This window comes from Metallumcola ferriviriculae (genome assembly GCF_035573695.1).
Lineage (GTDB): Bacteria > Bacillota > JADQBR01 > JADQBR01 > JADQBR01 > Metallumcola > Metallumcola ferriviriculae.
Window position 1 is genome coordinate 3306316 of the sequence record NZ_CP121694.1, and the last position, 16899, is coordinate 3323214.

General features: G+C 44.0%; 17 protein-coding genes. 2 read left to right on the forward strand and 15 right to left on the reverse strand.

Annotation, left to right across the window (positions count from 1 at the left end; all coding sequences use genetic code 11):
- Nucleotides 1-29: 29 nt before the first annotated feature.
- The 13 genes from MFMK1_RS16355 to MFMK1_RS16415 form a co-directional block, all read right to left on the reverse strand.
- The gene (locus MFMK1_RS16355) at nt 30-890 is read right to left on the reverse strand and encodes a CobW family GTP-binding protein (RefSeq protein ID WP_366922749.1); all 861 of its coding nucleotides are present in this window, start codon (nt 888-890) and stop codon (nt 30-32) included.
- 1 nt (nt 891) lies between these two features.
- Nucleotides 892-2163, reverse strand: a complete 1272-nt coding sequence (locus tag MFMK1_RS16360) for a (Fe-S)-binding protein (RefSeq protein ID WP_366922750.1) — start codon at nt 2161-2163, stop codon at nt 892-894.
- Complete coding sequence (locus tag MFMK1_RS16365) at nt 2160-2945, reverse strand: respiratory nitrate reductase subunit gamma (RefSeq protein WP_366922751.1); 786 nt, start codon at nt 2943-2945, stop codon at nt 2160-2162. The genes MFMK1_RS16360 and MFMK1_RS16365 overlap by 4 nt, the downstream gene beginning before the upstream one ends.
- A gap of 2 nt (nt 2946-2947) precedes the next feature.
- Entirely contained in the window at nt 2948-4309 is a 1362-nt protein-coding gene (locus tag MFMK1_RS16370; RefSeq protein WP_366922752.1) for an NAD(P)/FAD-dependent oxidoreductase, read from the reverse strand.
- Nucleotides 4310-4392: 83 nt separating this feature from the next.
- Nucleotides 4393-5121, reverse strand: coding sequence for an ABC transporter ATP-binding protein (locus tag MFMK1_RS16375; protein ID WP_366922753.1), 729 nt, complete (start codon nt 5119-5121; stop codon nt 4393-4395).
- On the reverse strand, nt 5112-5954 hold the full coding sequence (locus MFMK1_RS16380) for an ABC transporter permease (protein WP_366922754.1): 843 nt from the start codon (nt 5952-5954) through the stop codon (nt 5112-5114). Before MFMK1_RS16380 ends, MFMK1_RS16375 begins: the two co-directional genes overlap by 10 nt.
- A gap of 36 nt (nt 5955-5990) precedes the next feature.
- Nucleotides 5991-7070, reverse strand: coding sequence for an ABC transporter substrate-binding protein (locus tag MFMK1_RS16385; RefSeq protein ID WP_366922755.1), 1080 nt, complete (start codon nt 7068-7070; stop codon nt 5991-5993).
- A gap of 130 nt (nt 7071-7200) precedes the next feature.
- A complete protein-coding gene (locus MFMK1_RS16390; protein WP_366922756.1) occupies nt 7201-8259 on the reverse strand; it encodes an MtaA/CmuA family methyltransferase in 1059 nt (352 codons plus the stop codon).
- A 57-nt stretch (nt 8260-8316) separates the two neighbouring features.
- Nucleotides 8317-9258 (reverse strand): tetrahydromethanopterin S-methyltransferase subunit H family protein, encoded by a 942-nt coding sequence (locus tag MFMK1_RS16395; RefSeq protein ID WP_366922757.1) that lies wholly within the window; start codon nt 9256-9258, stop codon nt 8317-8319.
- Nucleotides 9259-9351: 93 nt separating this feature from the next.
- Nucleotides 9352-9846, reverse strand: coding sequence for a carboxymuconolactone decarboxylase family protein (locus tag MFMK1_RS16400; protein WP_366922758.1), 495 nt, complete (start codon nt 9844-9846; stop codon nt 9352-9354).
- A 74-nt stretch (nt 9847-9920) separates the two neighbouring features.
- Nucleotides 9921-10955 carry a uroporphyrinogen decarboxylase family protein gene (locus MFMK1_RS16405; RefSeq protein ID WP_366922759.1) on the reverse strand — a complete coding sequence of 345 codons (1035 nt, stop codon included), beginning with the start codon at nt 10953-10955 and terminating at the stop codon, nt 9921-9923.
- Nucleotides 10956-10998: 43 nt separating this feature from the next.
- On the reverse strand, nt 10999-12972 hold the full coding sequence (locus tag MFMK1_RS16410) for an ASKHA domain-containing protein (protein WP_366922760.1): 1974 nt from the start codon (nt 12970-12972) through the stop codon (nt 10999-11001).
- Between the two features lie 95 nt (nt 12973-13067).
- Nucleotides 13068-13742 carry a corrinoid protein gene (locus MFMK1_RS16415; RefSeq protein WP_366922761.1) on the reverse strand — a complete coding sequence of 225 codons (675 nt, stop codon included), beginning with the start codon at nt 13740-13742 and terminating at the stop codon, nt 13068-13070.
- 430 nt (nt 13743-14172) lie between these two features.
- Between MFMK1_RS16415 and MFMK1_RS16420 the strand changes: the two genes are divergently transcribed.
- Entirely contained in the window at nt 14173-14955 is a 783-nt protein-coding gene (locus tag MFMK1_RS16420; protein ID WP_366922762.1) for a helix-turn-helix domain-containing protein, read from the forward strand.
- An 18-nt stretch (nt 14956-14973) separates the two neighbouring features.
- On the opposite strand, the gene MFMK1_RS16425 is transcribed toward MFMK1_RS16420, so the two are convergent.
- Together MFMK1_RS16425 and MFMK1_RS16430 are read right to left on the reverse strand one after the other, a co-directional pair.
- Nucleotides 14974-15291: a DUF6951 family protein gene (locus MFMK1_RS16425; RefSeq protein WP_366922763.1), complete on the reverse strand. Its 318-nt coding sequence runs from the start codon at nt 15289-15291 to the stop codon at nt 14974-14976.
- A gap of 112 nt (nt 15292-15403) precedes the next feature.
- Entirely contained in the window at nt 15404-16105 is a 702-nt protein-coding gene (locus MFMK1_RS16430) for a 4Fe-4S binding protein (protein ID WP_366922764.1), read from the reverse strand.
- A 314-nt stretch (nt 16106-16419) separates the two neighbouring features.
- On the opposite strand from MFMK1_RS16430, the gene MFMK1_RS16435 reads away from it, so the two are divergent.
- Complete coding sequence (locus tag MFMK1_RS16435) at nt 16420-16740, forward strand: DUF6951 family protein (protein ID WP_366922765.1); 321 nt, start codon at nt 16420-16422, stop codon at nt 16738-16740.
- The last annotated feature ends 159 nt before the right edge of the window (nt 16741-16899 follow it).

Consider the following 16899-nt stretch of genomic DNA (forward strand, 5'->3'; position numbering starts at 1 on the left):
TTAAAGCAAAGAACCAACAGCTATGAAATTTATCCTTCACACAAAACCTTTGCTAACATTGACTGTTTAATCCCAGTGCCGATAAAAACCACCCTGCTGAAATCTGACCGGGGAAATTCTACTATTGAATACCGGGTTTTAGTAAAGTCAAAACGAAACCAACCCCGGTGCGTATGCACCAGTCCCTTCGCCCTAATAATCTGCCCAAATTCACCTGATGCCAATGACTGCCCCAAGTATTCTATAGACTGAGTACTGATAACGGTGCCGGGGCGTATTACCACAGTTTCCAACGAAGAATGGAAATCAAATTTGGCCGTCGGTTGGTGGTGGTCACCAGGAGGAAGTGATACTTTACAATGTTTCGTCCTGAAAAGTACTGCCGCAGGATTCAGCCTGCCAATTTCATCCTCCACTCTCTTCAGCAATTTCTCTGAAATTAAATCAATCTTATTAATCAATAAAATATCAGAATTCTTTATCTGGTCCTTGTAAAAAGGGCCAAACATATGGGCATCTTCCAGATACACAGCCGCATCAATCACACCTACTACTGCCTCCACTGCCACCAAGGGACCCAATTCATCAAGAACCCCCAGAATTCCTACCGCTATGCCCGATGGCTCAATGTATAGCTTTTCCGGGTTGAACTTGTCTTTGATATCTTTGATTGCTTCAGCCAGGTTACTACGCAGTGAACAGCAGATACAACCGCCCGGCAGCTGCACGATATCCACGCTACTGGTACTAGCCAGAAAACTGCCGTCTAGGCCCAATTCACCCATATCATTGACCAGCACCGCCACATTGTCCTCTGCTTTGGTTAAGATATTTTGAATTAGTGTTGTTTTGCCTGCGCCTAAGAAGCCGCAGACCACCTGGACACGCATGTTACCCCACCCCTCCAATTACTCCTGCATCCCGTTCCGGTCTTACGTCTAGAGCAGCAGTTACCAACTCTGTAAAATGATACAGCTTAATGGTTGAATCAGAAGCGTCTATTCCCTTTTTTAAACCTGAATAGCATGAAGGGCAGGGAGTAACTACCGCCTCCGCACCAGTTTTCTCCGCATCATGAATTCGTTCCACACTCATTTCGGTCTGCAGCTCGGGAAAAGCCATTTTCAGCCCGCCGCCAACACCGCAGCAGCGGGAGTTCTGCCTAATACGCTCCATTTCAATCAATTGAATACCCGGCAGTGCCTTGATGACATCACGGGGCGCGTCGTAAATTCTATTGTGCCTCCCAAGGTGGCAGGGGTCATGATATGTGACGCTTAAATCCATTGGTTGAGTAAATTTAATTTTTCCCTGATCATAAAGCTGCTGCACATATTCCGTCAGGTGATAGATTTTAAAGTTTAACTGCTTAAGCTTGGTGTAATCCTGCTTAATGGTTTTGTAACAGCCGGGACACGAAATCACAACAGTATCAATATTTAAACTATTAAGCATCTCAATGTTTTCCAAGGCATACTCTCTCCACGCCGGGTCACCAACGCGCCGCAGCTTACCGCGGCAGCACGGTTCATTTTCGCCCAATACGCCGAAGTCAACCTCTGCCGCCTGTAAAAGATTAATGGTTTGCTGTGCAGTAGCATTGATTTTCTCATCATATGCCGCTGTACAACCTACAAAATACAGTACCGATGCTTCTTCCTTCAATATGTTTTTTGGCCTTTTTTCAATCAAATTTTCTGTTAGGGCTTTGTTCATCCATGCATAGCGAAGATCATTGGGATGATTCCATGGGTTATCGCTTTCTTTAATCGCCTTTGCCATTTCCCACTGCCCTTTAGGAAGATGGACCCCGCCAGCAACCAGCATTTCCCTCACTGCCTCCCACAATTCTACTGTATCTATTCGTACCGGACACACATAATGGCACTGACCGCAGACGGAACACTGGGTAATAATCTGCATCAACTGTTGATCAATAGGAAACTTGGTTTTACCCTTTGAAAAAAGTTTGGTGAAGACAGAATACTCTTCCTTAACAGCGGATTTCAGACGTAACAGCTTGGCCCGAGGGGTGATTTCCTCCCTGGAATCTTTTGCATAAACGGGACACCAATTTAGACACTCTCCACATCTGGTGCAGGCCTGCAGTTCCAATAGTTGTCTACTGCTTAGTACTTCCAGCGGTAGTTTTTTTTCTTTCAATATAAGTCACTCCTTAAGCCGTCCTCAGAGGCATTCACTGCAATCTCCAATGGTGCGCTAAAAATGTGCATGAATTTGCTAAAAGGAATGTAGGCAATAAATCCAGCACTGAATAAACCGTGTGCCACCCAAAGAACGGACAGGTATAGCTGCTTATTTTGAACACCCGCCAGCAGTTCTGCTGCCCACCCACCAACAAATGCATAATTAGGGCCCACTGTTCCGGTGATAGAAGCAAACCTTATCCCCTCAATGGCAAACCCACTCACTAACAACCCCAATAATATCCAAAGTATATTTGTATCCATGGCTAGGGTATTTAGTTGTTCCACTTGAATTAATTTTCGCCGGAACAGGGCTGTCAGCACACCAATAAGCATAACCAGGCCGCCTACATCCCCCCAGACGTCAATGACTTGGACACCACTGCCCGCCAGCCAGTACTGCCTAAATACCTCCGGGAGTACGGACCCATCAGCTATTACTGACAGCAGGGTGGTTAGTAAAAGTAAACTAATAAATCCCCAAAAAATTGCCATATGCATCAACCATCTCACTTTGGACTGACGCCACAACTGTCGTTGAAAAACAACCTCCATGAATATCCCATGGGCCGCGTGATAGATTTTAAATGGGTTATATAAATTTCTTCGCTTGCCTCGCAGCATGATAGCGACATGGTCCCACATTCCTAGTGTGAAAATTATTAAAGCGGCTAGATGCAGCACCCAAAAAATTGGCCAAGGCTTATAGTAATAAACTTGGTAGAAATCCGCCGGCACGATTAATCCTCCCCATTTTGTATTTGCTCCAGACGATAGATCAGATTATCCACTGTTTGGGCTACAGGTGAATACGGCCAATTCAAAGATGGTGTATAACAAGTCTCCGCCAATGAAATCTCACTGAGAGATATCTGTTCAGTCATAGCAAGGGCCAAACGGTCAAGATCCGCTATTCCCACCGGGTCCTCAGAAATTAGCTGAACACCAATTAAGCGGTAGGACTCCGATTCTGCTGCTAATTTTATATGAATTGGTTTGCCGTTAACATATGGTGGTTTGACAGTAGCCCTATGGGAAGCCGTAGCAACTTGAGGACTATCCGGCAGCAGCATTCCCCTGGCGGTTTCATTATATCCTGCGGTACCGATATACAAACCCGCCAGCTTAATGGCAAAAGTGTGAACAGTGCCGTTATATGCCACCATTTTCTCAGAAACCATATTCTGCGCCGCCACTTTTGCAGTACGCACCGCATTACTGCCCATCATAGACAGTGTGGGTCTACCAGAAATCAAGTCCGTGGTTTGGGCCACATCTCCAACGGCGAAAATATTAGGGTCACTAGTCCGCAAAAATTGATCCACTTTTATTCCGCCTGTTTCCCCTATCTCTAAGCCACACCGCCGCGCCAATTCATTTCGGGGTCTAAACCCTGTGCAGTAGACTATACAATCTGCCTTTACGGAAGAATCATCAATAACTGCAATCTTCTGTCCCTCTTCGGTTCTTATTTCACTAACCTGGGCATTAAACAAAAAGTTAACACCTTGACCGGCCAACCTGTCCTGTACTATTTGCGCCATTTCCCTATCAAGGAATTTGGGAAGAATTTGGTTAGCAGCTTCAACTACCCAAACGTCTTCATAGTTACGGTTAACCAGTGCCTCTGCCGCCTCTAACCCAACCGGCCCCGCGCCTATAATCACTGCTGATTTAAACTGTGGTAATGCCTTGAGAAAGTTTTCCGCATAAACCATATCCGTGCCCAAGGTAAACTCGTTTGTGCCATCTGCACCGGGAATAGGCGGAATAAATGGCTCCGATCCGGTAGCAATTACCAGCCGATCATATCTAACCTTTTCACCCTTAACTGTAACGTATTGCTGTTGAGGCTCAATTTCCGTAACCGCCGTCTCCATATGATAAAAAATATTGTTTTTTGCCATACCGGCGGGGTCGAAGTTAATCATGGTTTCAAAGCTAGGAATTTCCCCACCGAGAACATAGGTCAGTTCACAAGGGCGATATCCGGCAACCTTACGCTTAGTGTACACTTGTACCTGGGCCCTAGGCATATATTTTTTTACCGTTCTCGCCGTAACTGCCGAAGAACCGCCGCCGCCAATAATTAAAATGTCCATAACACTCACCTCCGATTAAATAAATATATATCAGACTGTTGACAAACTCTGCCCGAGATTTTGTCAACAAGCTGAAACATATACTAATTTGCCATTAAAGATAATATCTGCTCACGGAGCTTAACAAAAGGTAACGAAGTTCTCTGCCGCGGCCTGGGCAGCTTCACTAGAAACTCCTGCCTGTTTCCTGCTGGCCTGCCGGTGAGTACCAGTACCCGGTCAGCTAAATAGAGTGCTTCGTCAATATTATGCGTAACAAACACTATAGTCAGCTTTTCATGTTCCCATAGCTCTATAAGCTGCTGCTGCATGTAATTTCTTGTCTGAGCATCCAATGCCGCAAATGGTTCATCCATCAGCACCACCTTCGGCTTGTATGCCAACGCCCGAGCAACCGCAACTCTTTGTTTCATCCCACCGGATAACTGGTGCGGGTAATGACCGCCGAACTGCTGTAAGTTTGTCAGTCGGAGAAAATAGGCCGCTAATTCTTCTCGTTTTTCACGCTTCATACCGGAAAGTTCTAACGGAAATGTAATGTTCTTTTTGATAGTCAACCAGGGAAAGAGGGTATCCTCTTGAAATACAAAACCTATTTCCCTTCCCCCGGGGGAAGGACTGCTCCCATCTACGATAATCCGTCCGGTATCAGAACTTTCCAACCCCGCGATTAAGCGCAGCAATGTACTTTTTCCACAGCCGCTGGGCCCGGTAATACAGCAGAATTCGCCTTTCTCAACGGTTACTGAAAGGTTTCGAAGGATATTCAACTGCTGATAGTTTTTTCCCAGTTTTTCCACCACTAACGCCATGGCTGCAGCCTCTTTTCCATTACTAAAAATAATTTGTTCATCAGATAACCAATTAAACCGATAGTGATGGTGCCCGCTATAATTTCAGCCGAACGTCCGCCAATGCTGTATACGGACCAAATATAATAACCTATTCCCATTTTACCGCCAACAAATTCTGCGGCAATAACGCACATCCATCCCACGCCTAGCCCAATGCGAAGACCGGTAACCATATGGGAAATCGATGCGGGAAACAATACTTTACTGATAATTTGCCACCTGGTGGCACCGCAGGTAATAGCGGCGTTTATAAAACGTTTTTCCACCGACTTAATCCCCTGGGTAGTATTCAGCAAGACAGGGAAAAACGCACCCACAAATACCACAAAAATTTGCACATAAGTAGTAGGTGAGGAAAAATCCTGGAACAATATATAAGCTAGAGGTATCCAAGCCAGCGGTGGAATGGGTCTAAACATTTCCAGTAAAATGCCAGCGAATTGTTCAAAAAATCGAAAAGTGCCCAGCATCATCCCCAATGGTATTGCCGTCACCATGCTTAGAAAGCATCCCTTTAGCACTATCATCAGGCTGGCAAAAGTCATCTGCTGCAGCGTTTTTCCATAAACCGGGTCACCGGAAACTATCAGGCGTATTAGTGTAGCCGTCACCACCCCCGGAGTAGGCAGCGAAAGCCATTGCTTAACCGCTGCCACCTGCCAGAAAATTATAAACATGGCTATGGTGAACACCGACATACCCCATCTTCTTAGCTTATCGTCTACATTCAACAGCTTACCCGGTATAATAGTTTGCTTTTCAGCTTCGTAGTTGTTCATTTGGGAGGGCAAGAATGTATCATCTCCTTCTGTACCGGGAAGGCGCACTTACTTAACCTGAGTTTTCAGGTTACTGTCGTTTAATGCTTTTTCTAATAGGTAATACTGCACAGTTCCTATGGCAGGTATCGCAATAGTCTTACCTTTTAAGTCGGAGAAATCATCTATCCCCGCATCGGGGCGTACCACAATAGCAGAACCTTCCTCGTTAGCACCGGCAATAACTTTAATGCCGATATCGTCATTAATTCGCTTTAATGTTGCCGGGGCGCCTCCTAAATAGGAAATGTCCACATCATTATTTTTAAAACCTTCCATAGCTGCTACGCCGTTGGTAAAGTTGACAAACTCCAGATTAGCGCCAGGTATTAAACCTACGTCCTGATAAAAACCCTCTTTTTGTGCCACGTAAACAGCAAACTCATGTAAGTCTTTTGTTAAAAAGCCTAAGTGCAACTGGACCTGGCTGTTTACCTTTTGTGGTACCCACTGAGAGTCTTTTTTAAGTTGCTTTGATACTTCTTGGTAGTAACTGTCCACAAAAAAGTTGGAGAAAAATTCTTCTTTTTCACTATAGCCAATATCAGCGAAATCTTTCGTCAAAAGGCCTCCGGCCTTCAACTGCGAGTAATATGCTTCAAATTCGTCCACGTTAGGGTACTCCACAAAGTGGATGGTCTTTAACGCCTCCACCACTACCTCCCTGTTCTTAGCTGTAAACTCCATGGCGTACTCAATTACCCGCTCTTTGTTCTCTGGGTTATTAATAAAACGAGTGGCCTTGACGTGGGCCCAGGTTACGGCAGATAACACTTTATCATCCTGGTAGTCAATATTAGCGGCCAATATACAGCAGGGGTGGTTCGGCCATATTTCTCCCGACATCGCTAAATACTTACCATCCTGCCCCAATACCGCTTCGGCATTAAATGGTTCCCAGGCTACAAACCCGTCTATTTCCTTTGCGCCCAACTGACTAAGCATGTTGGCCGGCCCGGTTTGGGTAATATAAACTACATCTTCCTGTTGCTGAGATCCACTATTGCACCCCGTTACTGCCACCAGTAGAAGGATCAGCACCCCGATAATCACTATTACCTTTTCACTACAAGTTCTTTTAATGTTCATGACAGACACCTCCAAGTCGATAAAGTACCCAGCCGTTCCTAACCACCCCTACCATAGACACCCATTCAAACATATACTTGAAAGAAACAGCAAGAGGTAAAGCGGAAAAACCGCTTTACCTTTTTACTGTTTATCTATTCCTTCGCGCCCATTTCTCCGCACCATATTTCTTAACCGCACCGGTCATTGCCTTTAAATTTACTACCGGCGCCTCCGGCCATATGTCACAACTGGGCCAAATAGCATCAACACCGCCTTCGATAGCCGCCAGCACAGCTTCTTCTACCTGCTCCGGCGTACCGCTGACCAGCACGTTAAATGCATCAATATTGCCAAATATCAGTGCATCCTCGCCCACAGCAGCTCTACTGCTTTGTAGGTCATTTTTCTGTTCTACGCTCAATGCTCCCGCACCGGTTTCCTGCATGATATCCATAATTTTGTTGGTACCGCCACAAATATGCAAAATATGGGGTTTATTTAGATTATTAAATATCTTTGTCAGATGCGGCTGAATAACTTTTTTAAATACCCGAGGGCTTAGCACATCCGTGGTAGCTCCCATCTCTCGAACACAGATATAGTCAGCACCAGCATCTTCATAGGCGTTGCCTACAGTTATGAGTACGTCTGCTAATCTATCCAGCATTTCATTTATCATATCCGGCTTCTTTAAGCATAACTTTACAACATCATTCAGATCCATTATTTGACCTGCCAAAGTGAATGGGCCAAGCACATAAGCGCCAATAGCAGCTTCACTGCCGATATCTTCCTTTAAACGTTTGATGGCATCCATTACTACTGGTACGCGACCGCGTTGTGCCAAATTATCCGGAATTTCAAATGTTGTCATTTCATCGGTGGAGTTTACTATTTTTTCTTTAATTGTAGGATATAAAAGCTGTTTAACATCTTCATAAGGGTTCATTACGCATCCCATAGCCTCGGCCTCCACACAAAGGTCAAATGGAACCACTGCACACTCAAAGTCAAATAAGCGATGCGAAGTAGCTGCCGCTTCCGCCATCTTCTTGCTATCCCCGTGTAATTGGGGAAAATTATATTCTAAACCCTGAAAACCTGCAGTTGTTACGTTACCCATACCACTAAAACATGGAATTCGGTCTATCTCTTCACCCTTTAACAGGCCGAGAATTCTTTCCTTCGGTGTCAATGACGTAACCAATATAAAAACCTCCTTGAATTTCCAAATATAACTTTTTCACTACTACTTAATGTGAAGTTATGCACCTTTTAGTGTATCTGCAAACTCACCAAACAATTTGTATAGCGGGTGATTTTCGTTGGACGGCAGTTCCTTGCGTTCGTGGTATGCAAGGGTACTCAGTATTAGGCTGGCACTGGCCATAGCAGGTAAGTACCTAGGCATAGCTACTATAGGACCGGTGAATAAAAAGTCGCTCCACAGCAGCGATGCAGCTGCCTGCCCTGCGCCATCCATGGCCTTGAAACCGTCACTACCGAATAAATCTCTGGCTTCTTTCCACATCCATGTACCATTTGATGCTGCCACACCCGCAGGCCAACCAAACTCTTCTTTTAACATTTTAGTAGCCAAAGCTGAAAAACCAATGGCAGGAAGGTTCATAACCGAAGTATCAATCATAATCGTCTCGAAGGTATCTTCACCAATCATTGCCATCATCTTACGAAAAGATTTAACTCTGCCTGCAGGTGACTGGTCCTGCTCATCAAAGACCTGAACAACCGCATGTTTTACTCCCATTTCTTTCAGCTGAGTCACCTGACCGGGAATATCCTTATCCCAAGGTGTAATGCTGTTATACAGCACCCGATCCTGGAGGCCCAGTTCGGCAATATATTTCATGGCTTCCAAACGCTGGTCCTGAACCCACATGTCTATTCCAAAAGGCTTGTCACTGATACTAGTCAAGAAGTCAATATAAGTTTTCATCTCGTCGACTTTGGTAGCCACCATGGCCACCATGGCGGGAATCCCCGTCTTCTCGGACAATTCCTCCTGCCGCAGGACATACTCTTTTGCCTTAGCTTTGTCAAACTTTCTTTCTTTGCGACTTTCCAATATTTTATCACTGTTATGAAACATAGAGGAAATCAGCAAAGGTGGGTTTTCCCCGGGCTGTCCACCGACACGGAAATCCCCAATGGTACAAGTCTTTTGTTCCTTGTCAAAACTAAACACATTATCACTCCTTAAAACACGCAATATTCAATAAATTTATTTTGAGGGAAAGATGGCAAGGGGTTAAGTTCTTTAAATAAAACGCCTAATTCTTTAAAATACTCCGTGATCCCACTTCGGCGGCGGCAGGTACTCCCACTCTTCGCCATTGATCATCTTTTGAGCTAATTCAACACACTTGGCAGCATATTCGAAAGCATAGGGGATACCGGGGCCTTCAGGCACAAAACCGGCTAAAATCATCCCGACGGATGCCGCTTCAAATACTTCTTCCACTGTAGCGCCGGCCTTAACAGCAGGATAAACGTGGATAATGCAGCGCGGTGACATGTAGGCTACACCGCCAGCCATGAAAATTAATTCTTTAACTTTCCGTGACAGCGCACCATCTTCCCAAATACTGTTATAGAAATCAGCAAATGTTACCCCTGCAGTAGGGTTCAGTTCATTAATAATTTTGAACATCCTGGGCGTAAACAGCATAGTATCTTGCATGTATTTATTTGCCTCTTCAGCTGTCCATTTCTTCTTGTCATCACTCACTTGAATTTCACCTCCGGTAAGATACTCAAAAAGTTTCTTAAGCATGAAACACTCTCCCTGTTCCAAAGCCATCTTCCCCTTAAAACCAATATCACCCAACAAAACACTGTGTTACAATTTTAATTTTTCCAGTCGTGAGCAGTTTGGACGAAAGCCTGAATATTTTCTAGAGGTACCGTGGGAGGAATATCGCATCCGGGCAACAGAACATACCCTCCGCCCTCATTAGCTTTCTTAATGCATTCAGTGGAAGCTTCTCTCACACGCTGCTGTGTACCCTGGGTTAAAGCATGGACAGGATCCACATTTCCGGCAATGCACTGCCGGTCGCCAATCTCTTCCTTGGCTTTGGCCATATCTACTTTATAATCAAATGCAAACAAATCTACTTCCGTTTCCGGTATTAACCCTAATCGGTCACTGGTATCGCCGCAGATATGCAAAAAATGCAGCCCGTTAAAGTTGTCATGCAAGCGCCTAGAGAAGTCCTTTAAGTAAGGCATAGCAAATGTTTCAAACTGCTTACGAGAAATCAGGTCTCCTGATGCTGTAGGGTCAGCAAGGGCCGCGCAAGTTATATAGCCAGCTTCAAACATGGGCCGGTAAAATTCGTAACAAAGCTCTGTTGAAAACTCTAAAATCGCATGCATGAACTCTTTCTGCTTGAAAGTGCCTCTCATCAGACGTTCCACACCATATAACTGACCAGCAATGGTAAACGGCCCCCAAGCCGTGGGGCCAACTAAGTACTTATCCCCGATTTTTTCATTAACAATCTCCGTCGCTTTCCAAATGGTGTTGATAACCTCGTCGTCCTTCAAACGGCTGATATCCAATTTATCCAAGTCCGCGGGTTCATTAATAAGGGGCGCTTCCAAATCCGGAGCACCAACCTCTCGATACTTTACTGTTCCTCCCAGAGCTGCAGCATGCAGGTTGTTAAAACCAGACCCCGGGAACACCATGTCTGACTGCACTTTCTCCGCCGTATCAATAATAAGCTGGGCATATTTTTCGGGCTCACCAACGTAATTATCGAACCTATTGCCGGAATTCTTCATTGTCCATACACCACCGCCGTAAATAACAACAGGAACGCGTTCGGCTAACTCCATATTGAATGCCTTAAGTACAGTCTCTTTAGGTGTTAACATATCTCCACCTCCAATCATATTTTCCACTTTCGACATCCGAATGTTACAGATTAACAGCCTTGCCTTGTTTATCCGCATTTGCTTTCAATACCTTCTCAAGGTTTGGAAACTCATCCTTAGAGTGGGGGAAACCCATAGCATCTGCGAACCGCTGCTGGAAGTCCGGCTCAACAGCTGTCTCCACAAATTCAACTTCTTTAGCCACTCTTTGGGCCTCGTCACGCTTGTCTTTATCCAGCAAAGCAACCTGGGCACCGTCCCCGGCAGCATTACCTACAGCTACTATCTTTTCTAATTCACAGTCCGGGAACATTCCGATAGCCAAAGCACTTTCGGTATTAATGTAGCTGCCAAAAGCTCCCGCCAGAGTAACACTATCGATCTTTTCTACACCTAATTTTTCCATCAGATACTTAGCACCTACATAAAGAGCCGATTTGGCCAGCTGCACCGCGCGTATATCACCTTGAGTAACGGTTATATCCTTACCGATGGAAGTCTCATCAGCCCAAGCCAGCACATACTCCATCTTACCGTCCGCACCTTTTCTAACCCGTGGTGTCTCAAGCTTCTTATTTATCCGTCCTGTCTTGCCAAAAATACCGGCTTTAAACATTTCGGCGATTACGTCAATAATTCCTGAGCCGCAGATACCCTTCGAATCGGTCTTTTTAATATCCGGGTACCACTCTTCTTTTCCAATTACCCTATATCTTGGTTCATAGGTTTGAGGATCAATCTCTACGTTTTCAATGGCCCCGGGGGCAGCGCGCATACCAAATTTTATCTGGGCACCCTCCAAAGCCGGACCGGTAGCACACGAAGTGCATAACATTTTATCCGAATTACCAAGATCAATTTCACCATTGGTACCAATATCGATCAACAATCTCATCTCATCTTTTTGCATGTACGGTTCTTCTGCAATCATAACTCCCATGTTATCAGGACCCACAAACCCTGCTTCTATGGGCAGCACATGGACGTTAGCAGCAGGGTTAACATTAATGCCCATATCCCTGGACTTAATGTTAAGGGATTGCTTAACCGCAGGCGCAAAGGGTGACCGCCCCATGTGTTTGGGTTCTAGACCTAGGGCAATATGGTGCATGGCAGTATTAAATACCAATACCACTTCCGCTACCTGTGCCGGTATGATTTCTGCTTCCCCAGTCATCTTTACAATTAAGTCGTTCAAGCCTTGGATGATAGCATCGTGCATTTTCTCCAGACCGTCTTCGTTCATCATGGAGTATGTTATTCTAGAAAGAACATCCTCACCATAGCGCACCTGGGGATTCATCATGGATTTCTTGCTGAGTAAAGCCCCACTCTTTAAATCCAGCAAATAAGCAGCCACAGTTGTAGTGCCAATGTCCACAGCCACTCCATATGCCTTTTCCACCAAGCCCGGATTAACGGAGATTACCTCCTTATCATTCCAGATGCTGGCGGTAATTTTCCAGTCCCCTTCTCTAAGTGAATTTGGCAGTGTTTTCAAAGCGAAGTAATCAATGGTTAATCCCCTGTCCAATTCGCCGTACTTTTCAGTGAGTGCCTGTTGCAGTCTTTCCCAGTCACCACGCTCATCTGCCAATGTAGCTTTTCCCATTTCAACATAATAGTTTTTGACTGCCGGATTTAGGTTAAAAACACGTTCCTTACCAGTTTCCAGTACTACCTGATTCGCACCCCTGCTCTCCTCAGGAACAAATACCAATACATCGCCATTAACTTTAGCATGGCAGGCAAAACGAATATTATCTTCTACCTGTTCTTCCGTCAGTTTTCTTTTTTCATGTGCAGAAAGATCGGATAAATTAGACATCTTTGAGTCTATATTAAACTTTTCAAAGTAACCTTCCTCAATTTTGACCATGCACTTTTTACAGGTCCCGGCACCGCCGCAGGTGTTTTCTATGTCAACCCCCAGCTCTCGAGATGCTTCCAAGAGAGTTTTGTCTTCCTCTATTTTCCCCCGCCGGCCGGAAGGTTGAAAAATTACATTATATTCCATAATGCACCTCCTCAATAATTCAATTACTGCTAGGATGAAATTTGATTAATGGCTAAAGTGGCATATCATAACCATTTAACCTTCAAAGAAACTTATTACTCTGCCAGTTCCATTTCTTTTAAGGAACTAAGCATGTTAATGGCATCTTTAAGAGCATTATTGGCATCTTCTGCATAACCATCCGCTCCCCATTTGCCGGCTATTTCTTCGTTTACCGGTGCACCGCCAATCATAATCTTTGCCTTGGGATTCTTTTCTTTGATCATCTTGATTACTTCAGGCATACCTACCATAGTGGTAGTCATCATAGCCGAAAGACAAACCAATTCTGAATCTGTCTTAAGCTGCTCTTCCACAAACTTTTCCAAAGGTACGTCCCTGCCTAAATCATGTATAATGAACCCGGATGCATCAAACAGCATTTTGACAATATTTTTACCGATGTCATGTACATCACCCTGTACAACACCCATAACCACTTGACCTTTACTGGTGTCCTGATCATTATCCATATGAGGCTTTAATATCTCCAAGCCGACATACATGGCGTCCGCACACATCAGAAGCTCCGGCACAAAATACTCCTGCTCTTCATAAAGCTGACCTACTGCTTCCATGCCCGGTACTAATCCTTCAAAAACGGCCTTATGCGGGTCTAATCCCTCATCAAGGGCGAGTTGAGCTGCTTTTTTAACATCGTCTTCCTCAAAATCTATCACACCCTGTTTTAATGCTTCTAAGATTTCTTTTTCTTTTTCTGGACTAACCATGAAAATACCTCCTCTTAATCTGTTAATTTAGAATATTTAGATAATTGATACTTGCTCGCTCTACCTTCTTTATTCTCGCTATGTTCCCCCCCCATGCCATATATTGATTGGATTTGGATTCCCCATTCCACCTCCCTTAAGGTTTTTACCCACTCCAATTGCAAAGTAACTTCACCAGATAAACCCACAGTATATGCTTTTTTCTCTATTACTAAACTTTTGTCTAAATTTTTGCTTTATTTTATATATTAAGCCAACACAGCTTTCCTGCCAAGATATAACCGCTTAAATACCTAATTTCTATATCGGGAGGTTGTATATCCCCTGTCAAAGGTTAGCGATTATTATTGGCTAACGTTAACAGTTATGCTATAATAATGTAAACTTTTTTCAAGGTGAAGCTATACTTTGAATTATCTAAAAAAAGGGGTTGTTTACAATTTTTTCAGGACAACGACTGCGAGAATTTCGTAAAGAACGTGATTACACTCTCAACCAACTTGCAGAACGTTTAAATGTTTCTCCCTCGTATCTCAGCAGTATTGAAAGGAATTTAAAAACTCCCTCCATACCGCTGCTTAAAGAAATCAGCAAAACCCTAAACATCTCTGTTAGTTATCTCTTTGACGACTATATTCCCGGCGAAATCGGGGAACGGCTAAAACTATTTCGGGAAGGTCGCGGTCTGATTCTTCAAGATCTTGCAGACCTAAGTAATATCGACGTTGAAATAATTGACGAAATCGAACAAGGTATTTCCGAACCAAACTTGGATCAAGCCGAGGCACTGGCTAAAGCATTGAATGTTTCAATGCGGTATTTTTACGAAAAGCTTAACAGCGACACCTCTTTAGGAAATAAGGTCAGGCAGGCTCGAATGAAAGCGGGATTAACTGGAGCAGATTTAGCAGCAAAGGCCGGAGTTTCTCCGCCATTAATCAGTCAAATTGAAAACAATCAGACTACTCCTCTGCTTGATACACTGGAACGTATTGGCAATGCCCTAGGTTTAACAGCCAGCTATTTCCTACTGGAACAGAAAGATATTGAAAGCTTACTTGCTTCGCTAAATCCAAAGATTGCTGAAATGCTGGGGGATCCCCAAGTTCAAACTTTTTTGCGGTCCATCAGTAACTTGAGTGCGGAAGAATTTACGTTTGTTTTAAAGTATGTAGAATTTTTTAAACATAACAAGTCACATCTGAAAATTTAATAGGTGTTATTTAGCAATTCATTCCTCGAATTGAATATAGGCATCTTTGGGAACAGCACCACCAATTTCTACTTGAATAGCCTTTATCACCGCACTGGGAACCGGGCAGTCAGTATGCTGCCTGAGTCTCTGATGTGCTGATTTGTATACTATTGAATCTAGTATCGGTGTAAATACCCCTTTCCTACAGTCAATAACCATCAAATCCTCATTCATATCCCTGACAAGTTTACAAGCACTGACAATTTTTAGGGATACCTTCAGATGACCTATTTGTTCCACTTTTATAACACTGCTAAAACCACAAACTCCGGCTGAGACTCTTACTCTGGTCATTTTTTCCTCCTGCTCTAAACGCTTATTATAATGTATAAAGTAACGTGTGTGAAAAGTGCTTATACCATGGTCTAAGGCGGTCACTAATTAGAATGTTTATTGAGCTCGCCAGCTATCTACCACAAACAATCATACAAATTCCACAAATACTATACCCCAACAACTCTTCATTTTGTTGTAAATACTGCCGACATAAGTCAACATCTATTAATGGTCCGTTGCTGTCTGCGCGGGCCCATTTTCTGTCGCCGATTGCACCGGAAGGGCATTTCTCCACGCATTTCCGACAGTCCCCGCACCGACTGTATTCAATGGGACTCTCACAAACTTCCAGGGGCGCATTGGTAAGCACCGTAGCCCAGCTCAAACGAGGCCCGCAGTTTTTGGTCACCAATAGCCCATTTTTCCCGATCCACCCCAATCCCGCACAAGTTGCGGCGGTTTTGTGGGGAAACAAAGGATACAATCTAGATATGAACTTTTTCGATTTCTTATGGGTATCCGGTGGTATAGGAAATGCCAAATACCCCTTTCTGCGAAGATATACCTTGATTCGTTCTTCAATAGTTAGGAGTTTCCGATCGATTGCACTACTCCGGTAATCATAAGCGATAGTAACCTGCGAATCAGTAACCAACCCATACGGAAGCGGCGGATGTTTGATAGCTATGGAAACTGCGTAAGGTAAATGTTCCAGCTGCCGGGGAAGGGCGTCACTCACATTTCCAAATCCCACCAGCTCAGCACCCCACGCATAAATAACGTTTTTAAGAGTATCTAAATCCGATTTAACCGATATCGCCCTATGTTCCACCTGACTCCCCCCTTAAGTGACGGTTAACTATTTTTTCACTTTTACTTAATTTTTGTTTACTGTAAACCCTATATTTGCATTTTAACGTTAATAAAGTAAAAAATCAAGAATAATGTTCATAAAATTCGGAAATTTTAAAAAAATTATTCTCGTTAGTTAAAATTGGGGATACCTGTAAAAAAATTCCTTAGCCTCTTTTATTAACTCACGCTATTTTCCCTCAATGATTATTGAGCCAATTTTCAAAATATATATTGACAGCGAAATGACCCGGCATTATAATGAAAAACAATAATTGGAGGGAGGCATAATCCATGAAAAGTGTTGTCGTCATTGATGCTGGAATTTGCGGACATAAGACAACGGTCACAGCGGTTTCCGAAGACAAAAAGCACTGCACTTTAGCAATTGAAACCGACTGTAAAAACATTGCCAGAATGGCCGAGGACCTTGATGAGGTCAATCCGTTATTTGAAATTGGTGTAAAGAGCAAGAACAGCAAAATTAGAAAAGGTTTTTTGGATTACGGCAGCCATGCCGCCTGCCCGGTGCCTGCCGGCCTGGTGAAAGCCGTTGAAGTTGCTAGCGGTCTAGCGGTGCCTAAGGATGCTATAATTACAGTTAGTAAGGGATAGACCTCTTTATCGGAACTCCGGGACCTGGTACCCTTTAGAAATCTGACAAATAAAACAAAACCGCCCTCTTGTGAGGACGGTTTTGTTTTATTTGCCTGTCCGCTTTAAGCACATACTGTCCGCCAACCTGACAACACCCGGTTGGTTTAAACCGCCGTT